This is a genomic window from Pseudomonas sp. EU05-FHT14B02 (genome assembly GCF_058791055.1).
Genome location: NZ_JBYTDD010000030.1, coordinates 47,859 through 62,630 on the forward strand (window position 1 = coordinate 47,859; position 14,772 = coordinate 62,630).

The following is a 14,772-nucleotide window of genomic DNA, read 5'->3' on the forward strand; positions in this document are numbered from 1 at the left end:
AAGGCGTCATCCGCAACGCCACAACACTACCGGCCAGCCACTAAACCCGGTTTCACCGCAGCCGGCTTCAACACCAACCACAACGCCAGTGCAATCAACAACCCGCCATAGATATGCGCCATCGACAGTGGCTCATCGAGAAACAACGCCCCCCACAGCACGCCGAACAGCGGGATCAAAAAGGTCGTAGTCATCGATTTCACCGGGCCAATCGAGCTCAGGAGGCGGAAGTAAATAATGTACGCAAACGCCGTGCATCCAAGACCCAACCCCAGCAACGAGAGCCATACACTCCAGCCGCCCCAGGTCGCGGGTGGTTGGCTGATCACGCTGTAGCCGAACAGCGGCAGCAGGAACAACGTCGCGCCAAGCATGCTGCCCACTGCCGACAAACGGCTGTCGAGACCACCGGCCTGATCGAGCCAGCGGCGGGCCAGAAACCCCGCAAATCCATAGCAGGTGGTCGCGAGCAGGCAAGCGACGGCACCCATCAGCAGTTCCAAATCGAACGCCACGGGACCGGCACGGGTCAGTACGCCCACGCCGAACAGCCCGAGGAACACGCCGCCGAGTTTGGCGCCAGTGAGCCTTTCATGGAAAAACAGGCCGCCGATCAGCACGCCCATCAAGGGTGTCGTGGCATTGAAAATCGACGAGTAACCGGCTGGTAGCACCTGCGCAGCCACCGAATAGAGCGTCGCCGGAATTCCGGAGTTGATCACCCCGAGCAGCATCACGGTCTTGAGTTTGCCCTTGAAGTCCCAACTGATGCGCATCAGGCCGAGAATCACCAGCAGTCCGGCAGCGGCGATCGATACACGGAAAAAAGCGGTAGGAATGCTGCCGATCACCGGGGCGATGATGCGCATGAACAGAAAACTGGCCCCCCAAATGGCCGCCAGGGACAGTAAACGGAAAATATCGACGGGGTTCACAGAGCAGTCCTTCCTTGGGGGAGGGGCGAAAGTGTTGCTGAGTGTGTGATCGATGGCAACCGAAAACCGGGCATTTAATTCACCCGCAAAATTACGCTTCTCCTGCACCCGGTTCACTGGCTAAGCTCAAGCCTTCCGAATTCCCGCAGAGGTCTCAACATGCCGCAGCAATGGCCAGCCGCCGACATCGCCCGCTTGATCCTCGATGGCTTTGACGATTACCGCGAGCATTTTCGCCAGATCACCGACGGCGCCCGGGCCCGCTTCGAACAGGCCAAGTGGCAGGAAACGCAGACGGCGTCGGCGGCACGGATCAATCTGTATGAAGACAAGGTCGGTGAAACGGTGGAGCGACTGCGCACCGCGTTTGACGCCGACACCCTGGACGTCAGCTGCTGGCCGCTGGTCAAAAACGCCTACATCAGCCTGATCGACCTGCGCTTCGACGATGAACTGTCCGAGACCTGGTACAACTCGATCTTCTGCGGACTGTTCAGCCATGACCTGATCAGTGACGGCTGCATGTTCATCCACACCACCCGGCCGAGCCTGCGCCGTGCCCGGGCCGCGCAAACCCGCACCTACAAGCCGCAAGGCCAATTGTCGGCGATGCTCGCCAGCATCTTCGCCGACTACCGCTTCAGTGAGGATTACGCCGACCTGGCCGGTGACCTGAAGCGCCTCGAAGCACAGTTGCGCGATAACCTGCCGGATTGGGTGTGCAAGGATCCGGAGCTGAGCGTCGAGCTGTTTTCCTCGGTGCTGTACCGCAATAAAGGCGCGTACCTGGTGGGGCGCATCTACACCGCCGACGAGCAATGGCCGCTGGCAATTCCATTACTGCACCTGGAGGGTCGCGGCATCCAGATTGATGCGCTGATCACCGATGAAGCAGACGTGTCGATCATCTTCTCGTTCACCCGCTCGTATTTCATGGTGGATGTGCCGGTGCCGGCGGAGTTCATCGGCTTTCTGCGGCGCATCCTGCCGGGCAAGCACATTGCTGAACTGTACACCTCGATCGGCTTCTACAAGCACGGCAAGTCGGAGTTCTACCGGGCACTGATCAATCACCTGGCCAATACCGACGATCAGTTCATCATGGCCCCCGGCGTGCGCGGCATGGTCATGAGCGTGTTCACCCTGCCGGGTTTCAACACCGTGTTCAAAATCATCAAGGACCGTTTCTCGCCCTCGAAAAACGTCGACCGCGCCACGGTGATCGAAAAGTACCGTCTGGTGAAAAGCGTCGACCGGGTCGGGCGCATGGCCGATACCCAGGAGTTCGCCGACTTCCGTTTCCCCCTGAGCAAGTTCGATCCGGCGTGTCTGGAGGAACTGCTGGAAGTCGCACCGTCCACAGTGTCGGTGGAAGACGATACGGTGCTGATCCGCCACTGCTGGACCGAGCGCCGCATGACCCCGCTGAACCTCTACCTGGAGAACGCCAACGAGGCGCAGGTGCGCGAGGCCCTGGAAGACTATGGGCTGGCGATCAAGCAACTGGCGGCGGCCAACATCTTTCCCGGCGACATGCTGCTGAAGAACTTCGGGGTGACCCGTCACGGTCGGGTGGTGTTCTACGACTACGACGAGATCTGCTTCCTCACCGAGGCCAATTTCCGCCACATCCCGCTGCCACGTACACCCGAAGATGAAATGGCGTCCGAACCGTGGTACTCGATCGGGCCACTGGACGTGTTCCCGGAAGAGTTTCCACCGTTCCTGTTTGCCGATTCGGGACAACGCAAGTTGTTCGATCAGTTGCATGGCGAGTTGTACAACGCCGATTACTGGAAGAGCCTGCAGGAAGCGATTCGGGCGGGGAAGGTGATTGATGTGTTTCCGTATCGGCGTAAAGGCTTGGACAACGAGTAGTTCTCACTGACGCCATCGCGAGCAAGCTCGCTCCCACATTTGACTGCAGTGTGCCCTGATTTTGTGGTCGCTATACATCCAGTGTGGGAGCGAGCTTGCTCGCGATCGGCCGCGCAGCGGTCGTAAAATCTGCGACAATCGCCACCCTGCGCCACTAGACGACTGAATTGCGTACCCGATGACCGACGAATCGCCCTCCATCGACAAACTGCTGAAAAACCTCGATCACGCCATGCTCGCCGACCGCCACCGGCTGCGGCGGCAGTTGCTTGAGCTGCGCAAGAAACCCGACGAGGCCAGGCTGGGCCAGTGGGTGACGCGGATGCAGGCGTCCTGTGAGCAGGTACTGGCGCGCAAGGCCAGCCTGCCGGTGATCCGTTACGACGACAGCCTGCCGATCGCCGCCAAGCGCGACGAAATCAAAAAGGCGCTGGAAAAGCATCAGGTGCTGATCATCGCCGGTGAGACCGGCTCGGGTAAAACCACCCAGCTGCCGAAGATCTGCCTGGAAATCGGCCGCGGCCAGCACGGCCTGATCGGCCACACCCAGCCCCGCCGGATCGCTGCGCGCAGCGTCGCCAGCCGGGTCGCCGAAGAACTCGGTACACCGCTGGGCACGTTGGTCGGCTATCAGGTGCGATTCGAGGATCAGAGCGATTCCAGCACTCTGATCAAACTGATGACCGACGGCATCCTGCTGGCGGAAACCCAGAATGATCGTTATCTGGAACGCTACGACACGATCATCGTCGACGAAGCCCACGAACGCAGCCTCAACATCGACTTCCTGCTCGGCTACCTGAAAACACTGCTGCCGCGCCGTCCCGACCTGAAAGTCATCATCACTTCGGCAACCATCGACCTGGAGCGTTTCTCCAAGCACTTCGATGACGCGCCGATTGTCGAGGTATCCGGCCGCACCTATCCGGTGGACACCTGGTATCGCCCGCTGACGCTTGAGCAGGACGAAGAGGGCAACCGCGTCGAGGACGACCTGACGGTGGATCAGGCGATCCTCGCCACCCTCGACGAAATCGCCGCCTACGAGCGCAGCGAACGCCGCAGCCCCGGTGACGTGCTGGTGTTCCTGCCCGGTGAGCGCGAGATTCGCGACGCCGCCGACATGCTGCGCAAGGCTCAGCTCAAGCACACCGAGATCCTGCCGTTGTACGCGCGGTTGTCGCCGGCCGAGCAACAGCGGATTTTCCAGTCTCACCCAGGCCGTCGCGTGGTTCTGGCGACCAACGTCGCGGAAACCTCGCTGACCGTGCCGGGCATTCGCTACGTGATCGACAGTGGCACCGCGCGCATCAGCCGCTACAGCTACCGCGCCAAGGTCCAGCGCCTGCCGATTGAAGCGGTTTCCCAAGCCAGCGCCAACCAACGTAAAGGACGATGCGGGCGGGTCGAACCGGGTATCTGCATCCGCCTCTACAGCGAGGAAGACTTCCTCGGACGTCCGGAATTTACCGATCCGGAAATCCTGCGCACCAACCTCGCGGCGGTCATCTTGCAGATGCTGCATCTGCGCCTCGGCGAGGTCACCGCATTCCCGTTCATCGAACCACCGGATGGCAAGGCCATCAGCGACGGTTACAACCTGCTGCAAGAACTGTCGGCGGTGGACCGCAACAGCCAGCTGACTCCGCTCGGTCGCCAACTGGCGCGGCTGCCGGTGGACCCGCGCATGGGCCGCATGCTGCTGGAAGCGGCGAAGCTCGGCAGCCTGCAGGAAGTGCTGATCGTCGCCAGCGCCATGTCGATCCAGGACCCGCGCGAGCGTCCGCCGGAGCGTCAGCAAGCGGCGGATCAGGCCCACGCCCAGTGGAAAGACGCCGACTCGGACTTCGCCGGGCTGGTCAATCTATGGCGTGGTTTCGAAGAGCAGCGCCAGGCGCTGACGGCCAGTCCGCTGCGTAACTGGTGCCGCAAGAATTTCCTCAATTACCTGCGCCTGCGCGAGTGGCGCGACTCCCATCGCCAATTGAGCCTGATTTGCCGCGACATGCAGCTGAGCCTCAATAAAGAGCCGGCGGACTATCCGAAACTGCACAAAGCGGTGCTGGTGGGGTTGCTGAGCCAGATCGGCCAGAAAACCGAAGAGGGCGATTACCTTGGCGCCCGTCAGCGGCGCTTCTGGATTCACCCGTCGTCGGGAATCGGCAAAAAACGCCCGCAATGGTTGATGACCGCCGAACTGGTGGAAACCACCAAGCTCTACGCGCGTATGGTCGCCAAGATCGATGCCGACTGGATCGAGCCGCTGGCCGGGCACTTGATCAAGAAGAACCACTTCGAGCCCCACTGGGAGAAGAAGCGCGGTCAGGTCGTGGCGTTCGAGCAGATCACCCTGTTCGGGTTGATCGTGGTCGGGCGCAGGCCGGTGCATTACGGCCCGGTGGATCCGGTGGTTTCACGCGAGTTGTTTATCCGCGAAGCACTGGTGCGCGGCGAGATCCAGTCGAAAGCCAAGTGCCTGACCGCCAACAAACAGCTGCTGGAACAACTCGACGAACTGGAAGCCAAGGCCCGCCGTCGCGATATTCTCGCCGACGAAGAAACCCTGTATGCCTTCTACGACGCACGGCTGCCGGCGGAGATCCATCAGACCGCGACCTTCGACAGCTGGTACCGGATCAACAGCCAGAAAGACCCGCAGCTGCTGATCATGCGCGAAGAAGACGTGCTGGCCCGCGAAGCCAGTGAAGTCACCGCCCAGCATTACCCGGATACGCTGCATATCGGCGATCTGGAATTAGCCCTCAGCTACCACTTCGAACCGAATCACCCGCGCGACGGCGTGACCCTGCGCGTGCCGGCACCGCTGTTGCCGATGCTGCCACCGGAACGCCTGGAATGGTTGGTGCCGGGCGTCATCGAAGCCAAGTGCATTGCCCTGGTGCGCAACCTGCCCAAGGCCTTGCGCAAGAATTTCGTACCGGTGCCGGACTTCGTCAAGGCGGCCTTGCAGCGCATGACCTTTGCCGAGGGCTCGCTGCCTCAGGCCTTGGGTCGCGAACTGCTGCGCATGACCGGTGCGCGGGTCAGCGACGAAGCCTGGAGCGAGGCCGCGCAGCAGGTCGAAAGTCATCTGCGGATGAACCTGGAAATCGTCGACGCCCAGGGCAAGTTCCTCGGCGAAGGTCGCGATCTGGCCGAGCTCACCGCGCGTTTCGCCGAGGCCAGCCAGGCAGCGTTGGCGGTGCCGCAGACCGCGAAAAGCCAGCAGCCGGTAGAGCCGAAAGTGTTCGCCGCCGTGGCCGAGAAAACCCAACAGAAGATCGCCGGGCTATCGATGACGGTCTACCCGGCGCTGGTGGAGGAAGCCGGGACGGTCAAGGAAGGGCGTTTCTCCACCCCGGCCGAAGCCGAGTTCCAGCATCGCCGTGCCCTGCAACGCTTGCTGATGCAGCAACTGGCTGAGCCTGCGAAGTTCCTGCGCGGCAAGTTGCCGGGCCTGACCGAGCTGGGCCTGCTGTACCGCGACATGGGGCGCGTCGATGCGCTGGTGGAAGACATTCTGCTGGCCAGTCTCGACAGCTGCATTCTTGAGGGCGAAGACCCGCTGCCCCGTGACGGCGCCGCTCTGGCGTCCCTGGCCGAGCGCAAGCGTGGCGCCTGGACCGAGCACGCCGAACGTGTGGCGAAGCTGACCCTGGAAATCCTCAAGCTCTGGCATGGCCTGCAAAAGCGCTTCAAGGGCAAGATTGATCTCGCCCAAGCCGTGGCCCTGAACGACATCAAGCAGCAGCTCAGCTACCTGGTCTATCCGGGATTTGTCCGGGAAACGCCGATGCAGTGGCTCAAGGAGTTACCGCGTTACCTCAAGGCGATCGAACAGCGCTTTGAAAAAATCGGTGCCCAGGTGCAGCGCGACCGGGTCTGGAGCGGCGAACTGAGCGGCCTGTGGACGCAATACCAGACCCGCGCCAGCAAACACGCCCAGGAAGGCAAACGCGATCCGCAGCTGGAGTTGTATCGCTGGTGGCTGGAGGAATACCGGGTTTCGTTGTTTGCCCAGCAACTGGGAACCAAGGTGCCGATCTCCGACAAGCGGCTGAACAAGCAGTGGAGTCAGGTAGAGCCCTGACACACTCCTGTAGGAGCGAGCTTGCTCGCGATGGTCGTCAACGATAACGCTGGGAACCTGACACCCCACGGAGTTCCCTAGTCCATCGCGAGCGAGCTCGCTCCTACAAGTATTGCGTTACTCTCGCAAAAGGCGCCAAAACCCGAGGTTTATGGCAAACTTCGCGGCCATAAACGCCAGTTTCGCGACCTAGAGCCTTCGACCGGTTGCGAGCAGGAATAAAGCGATGCCAGGTTTGCGTCCCCCGGACGGGAATAGACCCTTTACGTGTTGGTACGACGGTGCCAATACTTTCTGCCTGAACAGATTAGAGACACGACCATGCATAACGTCGTCATCAGCGGCACCGGCCTGTACACCCCGGCCAATAGCATTTCCAACGAAGAGCTGGTGCAGTCTTTCAATACTTACGTCGCGCAATTCAACGCCGACAACGCCGATGCCATTGCGCGCGGTGAAGTGGAGGCATTGACCGAATCCAGCGCCGCGTTCATCGAAAAAGCCTCGGGCATCAAGAGCCGCTTTGTCATGGACAAGGATGGCATCCTCGACCCGCAGCGCATGGCCCCGCGCCTGCCGGAGCGCTCCAACGACGAGTGGTCGGTGCTGTGCCAGATGGCCATCGGCGCGGCCGAACAAGCCTTGCAGCGCGCCGGCAAGACCGCTGCGGATATCGACGGCGTGATCGTCGCCTGTTCCAATCTGCAGCGCGCCTATCCAGCCATAGCCATCGAAGTCCAGGAAGCGCTGGGCATCCAGGGTTTTGGTTTCGACATGAACGTGGCGTGTTCCTCGGCGACCTTCGGTATCCAGACCGCCGCCAACAGCGTGCAACTGGGCCAGGCTCGGGCGGTCCTGATGGTCAACCCTGAAGTCTGCACCGGCCACCTGAACTTCCGTGACCGCGACAGCCACTTCATCTTCGGTGACGCTGCCACCGCGGTGATCATCGAGCGTGCTGACCTGGCGACGTCCAAGTACCAGTTCGACATCGTCAGCACCAAGCTGCTCACCAAGTTCTCCAACAACATCCGCAACAACTTCGGCTTCCTCAACCGCGCGGCGGAGGAGGGCATCGGTGCCAAGGACAAGCTGTTCGTGCAGGAAGGCCGCAAGGTGTTCAAGGAAGTCTGCCCGTTGGTTGCCGAGCTGATCGGTGAGCATCTGCAGGAGAACCAGCTCAACGTCAGTGACGTGAAGCGCTTCTGGCTGCACCAGGCCAACCTCAGCATGAACCACCTGATCGTCAAGAAACTGCTGGGCCGCGACGCCACCGAACAGGAAGCCCCGGTGATTCTCGACACCTACGCCAACACCAGTTCCGCCGGTTCGGTGATTGCGTTCCACAAGAACCAGGACGATCTGGCCGCCGGTTCGCTGGCCGTGCTCAGCTCGTTCGGTGCCGGTTATTCGATTGGTAGCGTATTGCTGCGCAAGCGCTGAAATTGTTCGCGTAAAGGAATCGCAGCCAATGGCTGCGATTTTTTTTGCGCAAGTACAACGAGAAAATAGAAACAGCCTGGCGTTGTTATATCGGAGGATGATGGGGACCGAGATAACAACGACAGGCTGTAAAAGCGTCCCGGGCTTCCTTGCCCAAGTCGTGTAGCAGGGTGAATCAGAACTTGGCTTCGGCATCCAGTTGCAGGGTGTTGATGTCCGAATCGGTTTTCTTGATGTTGGCGTTGGTCTGGTCCGAGGTCGCCATGAAGTAGGTCGCGCCCAGGGCAAAGTTCTTGTCCAGGTCGTAGCTCACTTTCAGCTTGCTGCCGCGCGAACCGGTGAAGCCGTTGGCGAAGTCGGAGTCGGTGAAGGCACCCACCACGGCGTTACGCTGTACGTCGCGGTAGTTGTAGTCCACGTTGAAGCCGTAGAGCTTGGACTTCACACCGGCCAACCAGCCAGTGTCCTGGTCGTTGCTGGCATCGGCGTTGTTGACGTATTGACCGTAGATCGACAGCGGAACTGGGAGGTTGCTGAAGTCCAGCTGACCAAAGCCTTCGTACAGTTTGAACTGCTCGCCTGGGCTGTTGCCGTTGACGGCCAGTGCGCACGGCGTGGTGACGGTGCCGCTGGTAGGACAGGCGCTGCTGTCATCGTTGTCGTAGGCGTAGAGACTGCCGCCCAAGGTCATTTTCATACTGTCGGTGATGGCGAAGCGACCGCCCAACTGGCCGGCATACAGGCGCAGGTCGTGCTTGAACTGCACGCCTTCACCGTCGACGTTGTCCTTGAGGGTGTAGTGACCGGCGCTACCGAACAGTTCGGTGCTGCCGCTCAGCGGGTACTTGTAGGTAACGGCCAGACCTTCCGGGCTGATGTCGCTATCCCAGATGATGTCGCCCATGCTCACCCATTGTTGCGGCATCTTGCCGCCAACCAGGTGCAGGTTCTTGATCGCATCCGGGTGGTAGTCGATGTAACCCTGGTCCAGCCAGATCTGCTTCTTGTCGAAGTAGTTGTCCAGGCTCTGGTTGGTGGATCGAGCGTCGTCGTTGTTGCCGGTGGCGATACGGATACCGGTGTCGACTTGCGGGTTGATTTCGGTGTAGGCGCCCAGGCGGGCACGAATGCGCTGACGGTCCTGGTCTTTGTTGTTGGATACGCCATCGTTGTGCACGGTTTCCTGACGGAAGCGCACGTCGCCCTTGAACTGGGTCTTGGCAGCCCAGGCCAGTTTCTGGTCGAAAGCGCTCAGTGTGTCGGTTTTCTTCGCGGTGGCCGCGATTTGCTCGTTGGTCTCTTGCTGAGCCTGACGGGCGATCTGCTGTTCTTTCTGATCCCTGGCCAGCTCGGCTTGCAGTTCGCTGTACTGCGCGCTGGTGATCGAGCCGTTAGCCTTGAGCATGTCGAGCAGTTTGGCGTCGACTGCGGCACTGGCTGGAACACTCATGGCCAGCAACAGGCCACCGCACAAGGCCGCCGCAGTTTTCGTGGAAGCAAGACGCATATCAATCTCCGAAGATGAGAGGGGATGACAGAGCCATCCGGGACACAACCGACCATAAGGGGGCGGAAAACAGTGGCCGGGTATAACCCGACGCTCTAAAAACAGGCGCCAGTATCGCGATGGTTTATTACAGGGCGGTGGCAATGTGATGTCATGTCGATGACGATACAAAGCTGCCGTGAACTATTGAGTTAGAGCGCTGCCGTCGTTTTGCTCGTGTGCATTGCAGAGCGATAGGCGATACTCGCGGGGCTTTCACGCCATGAAGAGTGAGGATGGTGATGCCGTTGCAACGCCTGCAAAAACTGTCAGAAATCGCCCCGCAGACGTGGGACGCACTGGTGCCCGAGACTCAACCTTTTCTGCGTCACGCCTTTTTGAGCGCTCTGGAAGACAGCGGTAGCGTCGGACCCCATACCGGCTGGCAGCCCGAGCATTTATTGCACGTCGAAGGGGATCGACTGATCGCCGCGTTGCCAGGTTATCGCAAGTGGCATTCCTATGGCGAGTACGTGTTCGATCACGCCTGGGCCGATGCCTGTGAACGTGCCGGCATCGACTACTACCCCAAGCTGTTGAGCGCGGTGCCGTTCAGTCCGGTCACCGGGCCGCGGCTGTTGGCGGCCACGGTCGAAGACGGCTTCGAGTTGTTGAAAAGCCTGCCGGGCTACCTGGAGCTTGAAGGGCTCTCCAGTGCCCACATCAATTTCACCGATCCGTTCACCGACGCGGCATTGAGCGAGCAACCGGGCTGGCTGCAGCGCGTTGGCTGTCAATACCACTGGCAGAATCGCGGCTACCGGGACTTCCAGGACTTCCTCGACGTGCTTAGTTCGCGCAAGCGCAAACAGATGCGAAAGGAGCGCGAGCAGGTAGCCGGTCAGGGCTTCGAGTTCGAATGGCTAGAGGGGCGGGAACTGAGTCAGGCGCAATGGGATTTCGTCTATGCCTGCTACGCCAATACGTACGCGGTGCGCCGACAAGCGCCGTATCTGACGCGGGAGTTTTTTAGCCTGGTGGCCGAGCGCATGCCGGAGTCGATTCGCGTGGTACTGGCCAAACAGGGTTCACGGCCGGTGGCGATGGCGTTCAGTCTGGTGGGGGGCGACAGTTTTTATGGCCGTTACTGGGGATGCCTGATAGAGTTCGATCGCCTGCATTTCGAGACCTGTTTCTACCAGGGCATGGACTATGCCATTGCCAACGGTTTCCAGCGTTTCGACGCCGGAGCCCAGGGCGAACACAAACTGATTCGCGGATTCGAGCCAGTCATTACGCATTCCTGGCACTACTTGCGGCATTCGGGATTGAAAGCTGCGGTGAAAGACTTCCTGGAGCAGGAGCGGCTGGGGGTGCTGGCTTATGCAGAGGATGCGAAGTCAGCCTTGCCTTATCGACAAGGCTGAACTTCAGCGTGTCAGCTTTCTTCCTTGCCCAGCCAGCGATACAGCACGCCACCGACCGCTGCACCGAGTAGCGGCGCGACCCAGAACATCCATAGTTGTTGAATCGCCCAGCCGCCGACGATCAGCGCCGGGCCGGTGCTGCGCGCCGGGTTGACTGAGGTGTTGGTGACCGGGATCGAGATCAGATGGATCAGCGTCAGCCCCAGGCCGATGGCAATGGGGGCCAGTCCTGCCGGTGCACGTTTGTCAGTGGCGCCGAGGATGATCAGGATGAACATCGCAGTCATCACCAGTTCACAGACAAACCCTGCCGCCATCGAATAGCCGCCAGGCGAGTGTTCGCCGTAGCCGTTGGACGCCAGGCCTCCCGCCAGTTCGAAACCTGGTTTGCCGCTGGCAATGAAGTACAGCAGGGCGGCGGCAATCACACCGCCAATGACTTGGGCAATGATGTAGGCCGGCAATTCCTTGGCCGGAAACCGCCCACCCACCACCAGGCCGAGGGATACCGCGGGGTTGAGATGACAGCCGGAAATATGGCCGATGGCGAAAGCCATGGTCAGCACTGTCAGGCCAAACGCGAAGGACACCCCGAGCAGACCGATCCCCACCTCCGGAAAAGCCGCCGCCAACACTGCGCTACCGCAACCACCCAACACCAGCCAGAACGTACCTACCAACTCAGTCGCCGAACGTTTTAACAGAGACATAAGAGAGTGCCCTTTCGAGATTATGCTGCCTTTAGCATCCAGCCGATGGACTGCAGAACCATCTCCAGAACGTTGAAGTCAGTACAGCACGGTTCTTTCAGAATTCCAGCAGGCACAAAAAGCCGCCAGGGCCCGTTGTTGGCGGGCCCTGGCGGTTTTCTAAATTTTTTCGGCTTCACTTGCCCCCCTGTAGGAGCGAGCTTGCTCGCGATGAACCAGAGAGCGCCGCGGGCTGTCAGGCTCCCAGCATTATCGTTGACGACCATCGCGAGCAAGCTCGCTCCTACAGGGTAATGTGGCCATCCTGCGGATCAATCGATCCCGACAAACCCACCGGTCTGGTGTTGCCACAACCGCGCATACAAACCGCCATGGGCGAGCAGCTCGGCGTGGGTTCCGGTTTCGGCGATCTTGCCGTTTTCCAGCACCACCAGCCGGTCCATCCGGGCGATGGTCGAGAGCCGGTGAGCGATGGCGATCACGGTCTTGCCCTGCATCAGGGTCTCGAGACTTTCCTGGATCGCCGCTTCGACTTCCGAGTCCAGTGCCGACGTGGCCTCATCCATGATCAGGATCGGTGCGTCCTTGAGCAGTACCCGGGCGATGGCGATGCGCTGGCGCTGGCCGCCGGAGAGTTTCACCCCGCGCTCACCGACGTGGGCGTCGAAACCGGTACGGCCTTCAGCGTCCGACAACGAAGGAATGAAACCGTCAGCCCGGGCCTTGTGCACCGCTTCCCAGAGTTGGGCGTCGGTGGCGTCGGGTTTGCCATACAGCAGGTTGTCACGGATCGAACGGTGCAGCAGCGAGGTGTCCTGGGTGATCATGCCGATGCGTTCGCGCAGGCTTTCCTGGCTGACGTCGGCGATGTTCTGGCCGTCGATCAGGATGCGTCCGCCTTCGACGTCGTACAGGCGCAGCAGCAGGTTCACCAGGGTTGACTTGCCGGCGCCGGAAGGGCCGATGAGGCCGATTTTCTCGCCAGCCTTGATGGTCAGGTTGAGGTCGCCGATGATCCCGCTCTGCTTGCCATAGTGGAAATCCACCTGTTCGAAGCGTACTTCGCCACGGGCCACCGCCAGGGGTTTGGCCTGGTCGCGGTCGGTGACGCTGACCGGTTGCGAGATGGTCTGCAGACCGTCTTGCACCATGCCGATGTTCTCGAAGATTCCGGTCACCACCCACATGATCCAGCCGGACATGTTGACGATGCGGATCACCAGGCCGGTGGCCAGGGCAATCGCCCCGACGCTGATCAACGACTGTGTCCACAACCACAGGGCCAGGCCGGTGGTGCAGACGATCAGCAAGCCGTTCATGCTGGTGATGACCACGTCCATGCTGGTGACCACACGGCCAGCCAGTTGCGCCTTTTCGGTCTGTTCCTTGATCGCTTCGCGGGCGTATTGCTGCTCGAAGTTAGTGTGGGCGAACAATTTCAGGGTGGTGATGTTGGTGTAGCCGTCGACAATCCGCCCCATGAGTTTGGAGCGTGCATCAGACGCCACCACCGAGCGATCCTTGACCCGTGGCACGAAGTAACAGAGGGCGCCGATGAAGGCGAAGATCCAGGTCAGCAGCGGGATCATCAGGCGCCAGTCGGCTTCGGCGAACAGCACCAGGGAACTGATGGCGTAGATCAGCACATGCCACAACGCATCCACGGCCTGCACGGCGGAATCGCGCAGTGAGTTGCCGGTTTGCATGATGCGTTGGGCGATGCGCCCGGCGAAGTCGTTCTGGAAAAAATTCAGGCTCTGCTTGAGCACGTAGCTGTGGTTCTGCCAGCGGATCATGCTGGTCATGCTGGGGCTCAGGGTCTGGTGCACCAGCAGGTCATGCAGGCCCACGAAGATGGGGCGCAGCACCAGCGCAACCACCACCATCCAGGTCAGTTCGAGGGCGTGATCCTGGAACAGATTGATGTTCGGCGTGCCTTGGGCCAGGTCGATGATACGGCTCAGGTAGCTGAACAACGCCACCTCGATCAACGCACCAATCAGGCCGACGATCAACAGGGCGGCGAAGCTCGGCCAGACCTGCTTGAGGTAATAAGTGTAGAAAGGGAAGACCCGGTCCGGCGGAGACGCCGTCGGTGCTTCGCGGAAAACATCGATCAGTTTTTCAAAGCGGCGATAAAGCATTGGTTGTTCGCCCGCGAGCGGGCTCTCCTTTTAACGTTTTGAGCGTTGCCGGCAAACACCGGCAACGGCTCGGACATCCTTGTCCAGCTTAGTCTCAGTCGATGCGCTTGGCTGACTTGATGAACACCGGATCGGCCGGCACGTCGCGCATACCGTTTTTGCTGGTGGTAGGCGTGTTGACGATGATATCGACCACTTCCATGCCCTTGACCACTTTGGCGAACACGGCGTAGCCGGCGTCGCGACCCGGATCAAGGAAATCGTTGTCCTTGACGTTGATGAAGAACTGGCTGGTGGCCGAGTCAGGATCGGAGGTGCGAGCCATCGACAGCGTGCCACGCACGTTATGCAGGCCGTTGCTGGCTTCGTTCTTGATCGGGTCCTTGGTCGGTTTCTGCTGCATCGAGGAGGTGAAACCACCGCCCTGGGCCATGAACCCCGGGATCACCCGGTGGAAAATCGTGTTGTTGTAGAAGCCGCTGTCGACGTACGCAAGGAAGTTCTTGGTACTGATCGGGGCCTTGACCGGGTCCAGTTCGATTTCGATCTGGCCGTTGGTGGTGTCCAGCAGCACATGCGGTGCTTTTTCCGGCGTCGCGGCCATCAGGTTGGCGGCAAACAGGACGGTGCCTGCGGCGATGGCGATTTTTTTCAGCATG

10 protein-coding genes are annotated in these 14,772 nt (G+C 60.5%); 4 read left to right on the forward strand and 6 right to left on the reverse strand.

What is annotated here, in order from left to right; translation table 11 throughout:
* Positions 1-26 precede the first annotated feature (26 nt).
* Positions 27-935 carry a DMT family transporter gene (locus AC3WTM_RS23710; RefSeq protein ID WP_102671265.1) on the reverse strand — a complete coding sequence of 303 codons (909 nt, stop codon included), beginning with the start codon at positions 933-935 and terminating at the stop codon, positions 27-29.
* 159 nt (positions 936-1,094) lie between these two features.
* On the opposite strand from AC3WTM_RS23710, the gene aceK reads away from it, so the two are divergent.
* The 3 genes from aceK to AC3WTM_RS23725 all read left to right on the forward strand — a co-directional run bounded on the left by aceK (position 1,095) and on the right by AC3WTM_RS23725 (position 8,346).
* Positions 1,095-2,813: a bifunctional isocitrate dehydrogenase kinase/phosphatase gene (gene aceK, locus AC3WTM_RS23715; RefSeq protein ID WP_102671264.1), complete on the forward strand. Its 1,719-nt coding sequence runs from the start codon at positions 1,095-1,097 to the stop codon at positions 2,811-2,813.
* Between the two features lie 178 nt (positions 2,814-2,991).
* Positions 2,992-6,903: an ATP-dependent RNA helicase HrpA gene (gene hrpA / locus AC3WTM_RS23720; RefSeq protein WP_102671263.1), complete on the forward strand. Its 3,912-nt coding sequence runs from the start codon at positions 2,992-2,994 to the stop codon at positions 6,901-6,903.
* Between the two features lie 321 nt (positions 6,904-7,224).
* Positions 7,225-8,346: a beta-ketoacyl-ACP synthase III gene (locus tag AC3WTM_RS23725; protein WP_057715981.1), complete on the forward strand. Its 1,122-nt coding sequence runs from the start codon at positions 7,225-7,227 to the stop codon at positions 8,344-8,346.
* Positions 8,347-8,521: 175 nt separating this feature from the next.
* On the opposite strand, the gene AC3WTM_RS23730 is transcribed toward AC3WTM_RS23725, so the two are convergent.
* A complete protein-coding gene (locus AC3WTM_RS23730; RefSeq protein WP_102671262.1) occupies positions 8,522-9,853 on the reverse strand; it encodes a putative porin in 1,332 nt (443 codons plus the stop codon).
* 281 nt (positions 9,854-10,134) lie between these two features.
* Between AC3WTM_RS23730 and AC3WTM_RS23735 the strand changes: the two genes are divergently transcribed.
* On the forward strand, positions 10,135-11,259 hold the full coding sequence (locus AC3WTM_RS23735) for a GNAT family N-acetyltransferase (RefSeq protein ID WP_102671303.1): 1,125 nt from the start codon (positions 10,135-10,137) through the stop codon (positions 11,257-11,259).
* Positions 11,260-11,270: 11 nt separating this feature from the next.
* Here the strand turns inward: AC3WTM_RS23735 and aqpZ are convergent, their stop codons facing one another.
* From aqpZ to AC3WTM_RS23755, 4 genes are all read right to left on the reverse strand, one after another.
* Positions 11,271-11,969, reverse strand: coding sequence for an aquaporin Z (gene aqpZ, locus AC3WTM_RS23740; protein ID WP_102671261.1), 699 nt, complete (start codon positions 11,967-11,969; stop codon positions 11,271-11,273).
* Positions 11,970-11,989: 20 nt separating this feature from the next.
* Entirely contained in the window at positions 11,990-12,244 is a 255-nt protein-coding gene (locus AC3WTM_RS23745; RefSeq protein ID WP_146023715.1) for a hypothetical protein, read from the reverse strand.
* Between the two features lie 36 nt (positions 12,245-12,280).
* Positions 12,281-14,113, reverse strand: coding sequence for an ABC transporter ATP-binding protein (locus AC3WTM_RS23750; RefSeq protein WP_102671259.1), 1,833 nt, complete (start codon positions 14,111-14,113; stop codon positions 12,281-12,283).
* 94 nt (positions 14,114-14,207) lie between these two features.
* Positions 14,208-14,771 carry a peptidylprolyl isomerase gene (locus tag AC3WTM_RS23755; RefSeq protein WP_102671258.1) on the reverse strand — a complete coding sequence of 188 codons (564 nt, stop codon included), beginning with the start codon at positions 14,769-14,771 and terminating at the stop codon, positions 14,208-14,210.
* Position 14,772 lies beyond the last annotated feature (1 nt).

Excerpts from the sequence above, each read along its gene's own strand:
- AC3WTM_RS23725 (WP_057715981.1), top strand. The coding sequence starts at position 7,225 with ATGCATAACGTCGTCATCAGCGGCACCGGCCTGTACACCCCGGCCAAT.
- AC3WTM_RS23750 (WP_102671259.1), bottom strand. The coding sequence starts at position 14,113 with ATGCTTTATCGCCGCTTTGAAAAACTGATCGATGTTTTCCGCGAAGCA.
- hrpA (WP_102671263.1), top strand. The coding sequence starts at position 2,992 with ATGACCGACGAATCGCCCTCCATCGACAAACTGCTGAAAAACCTCGAT.
- AC3WTM_RS23755 (WP_102671258.1), bottom strand. The coding sequence starts at position 14,771 with ATGCTGAAAAAAATCGCCATCGCCGCAGGCACCGTCCTGTTTGCCGCC.
- aqpZ (WP_102671261.1), bottom strand. The coding sequence starts at position 11,969 with ATGTCTCTGTTAAAACGTTCGGCGACTGAGTTGGTAGGTACGTTCTGG.
- AC3WTM_RS23730 (WP_102671262.1), bottom strand. The coding sequence starts at position 9,853 with ATGCGTCTTGCTTCCACGAAAACTGCGGCGGCCTTGTGCGGTGGCCTG.
- aceK (WP_102671264.1), top strand. The coding sequence starts at position 1,095 with ATGCCGCAGCAATGGCCAGCCGCCGACATCGCCCGCTTGATCCTCGAT.
- AC3WTM_RS23735 (WP_102671303.1), top strand. The coding sequence starts at position 10,135 with ATGCCGTTGCAACGCCTGCAAAAACTGTCAGAAATCGCCCCGCAGACG.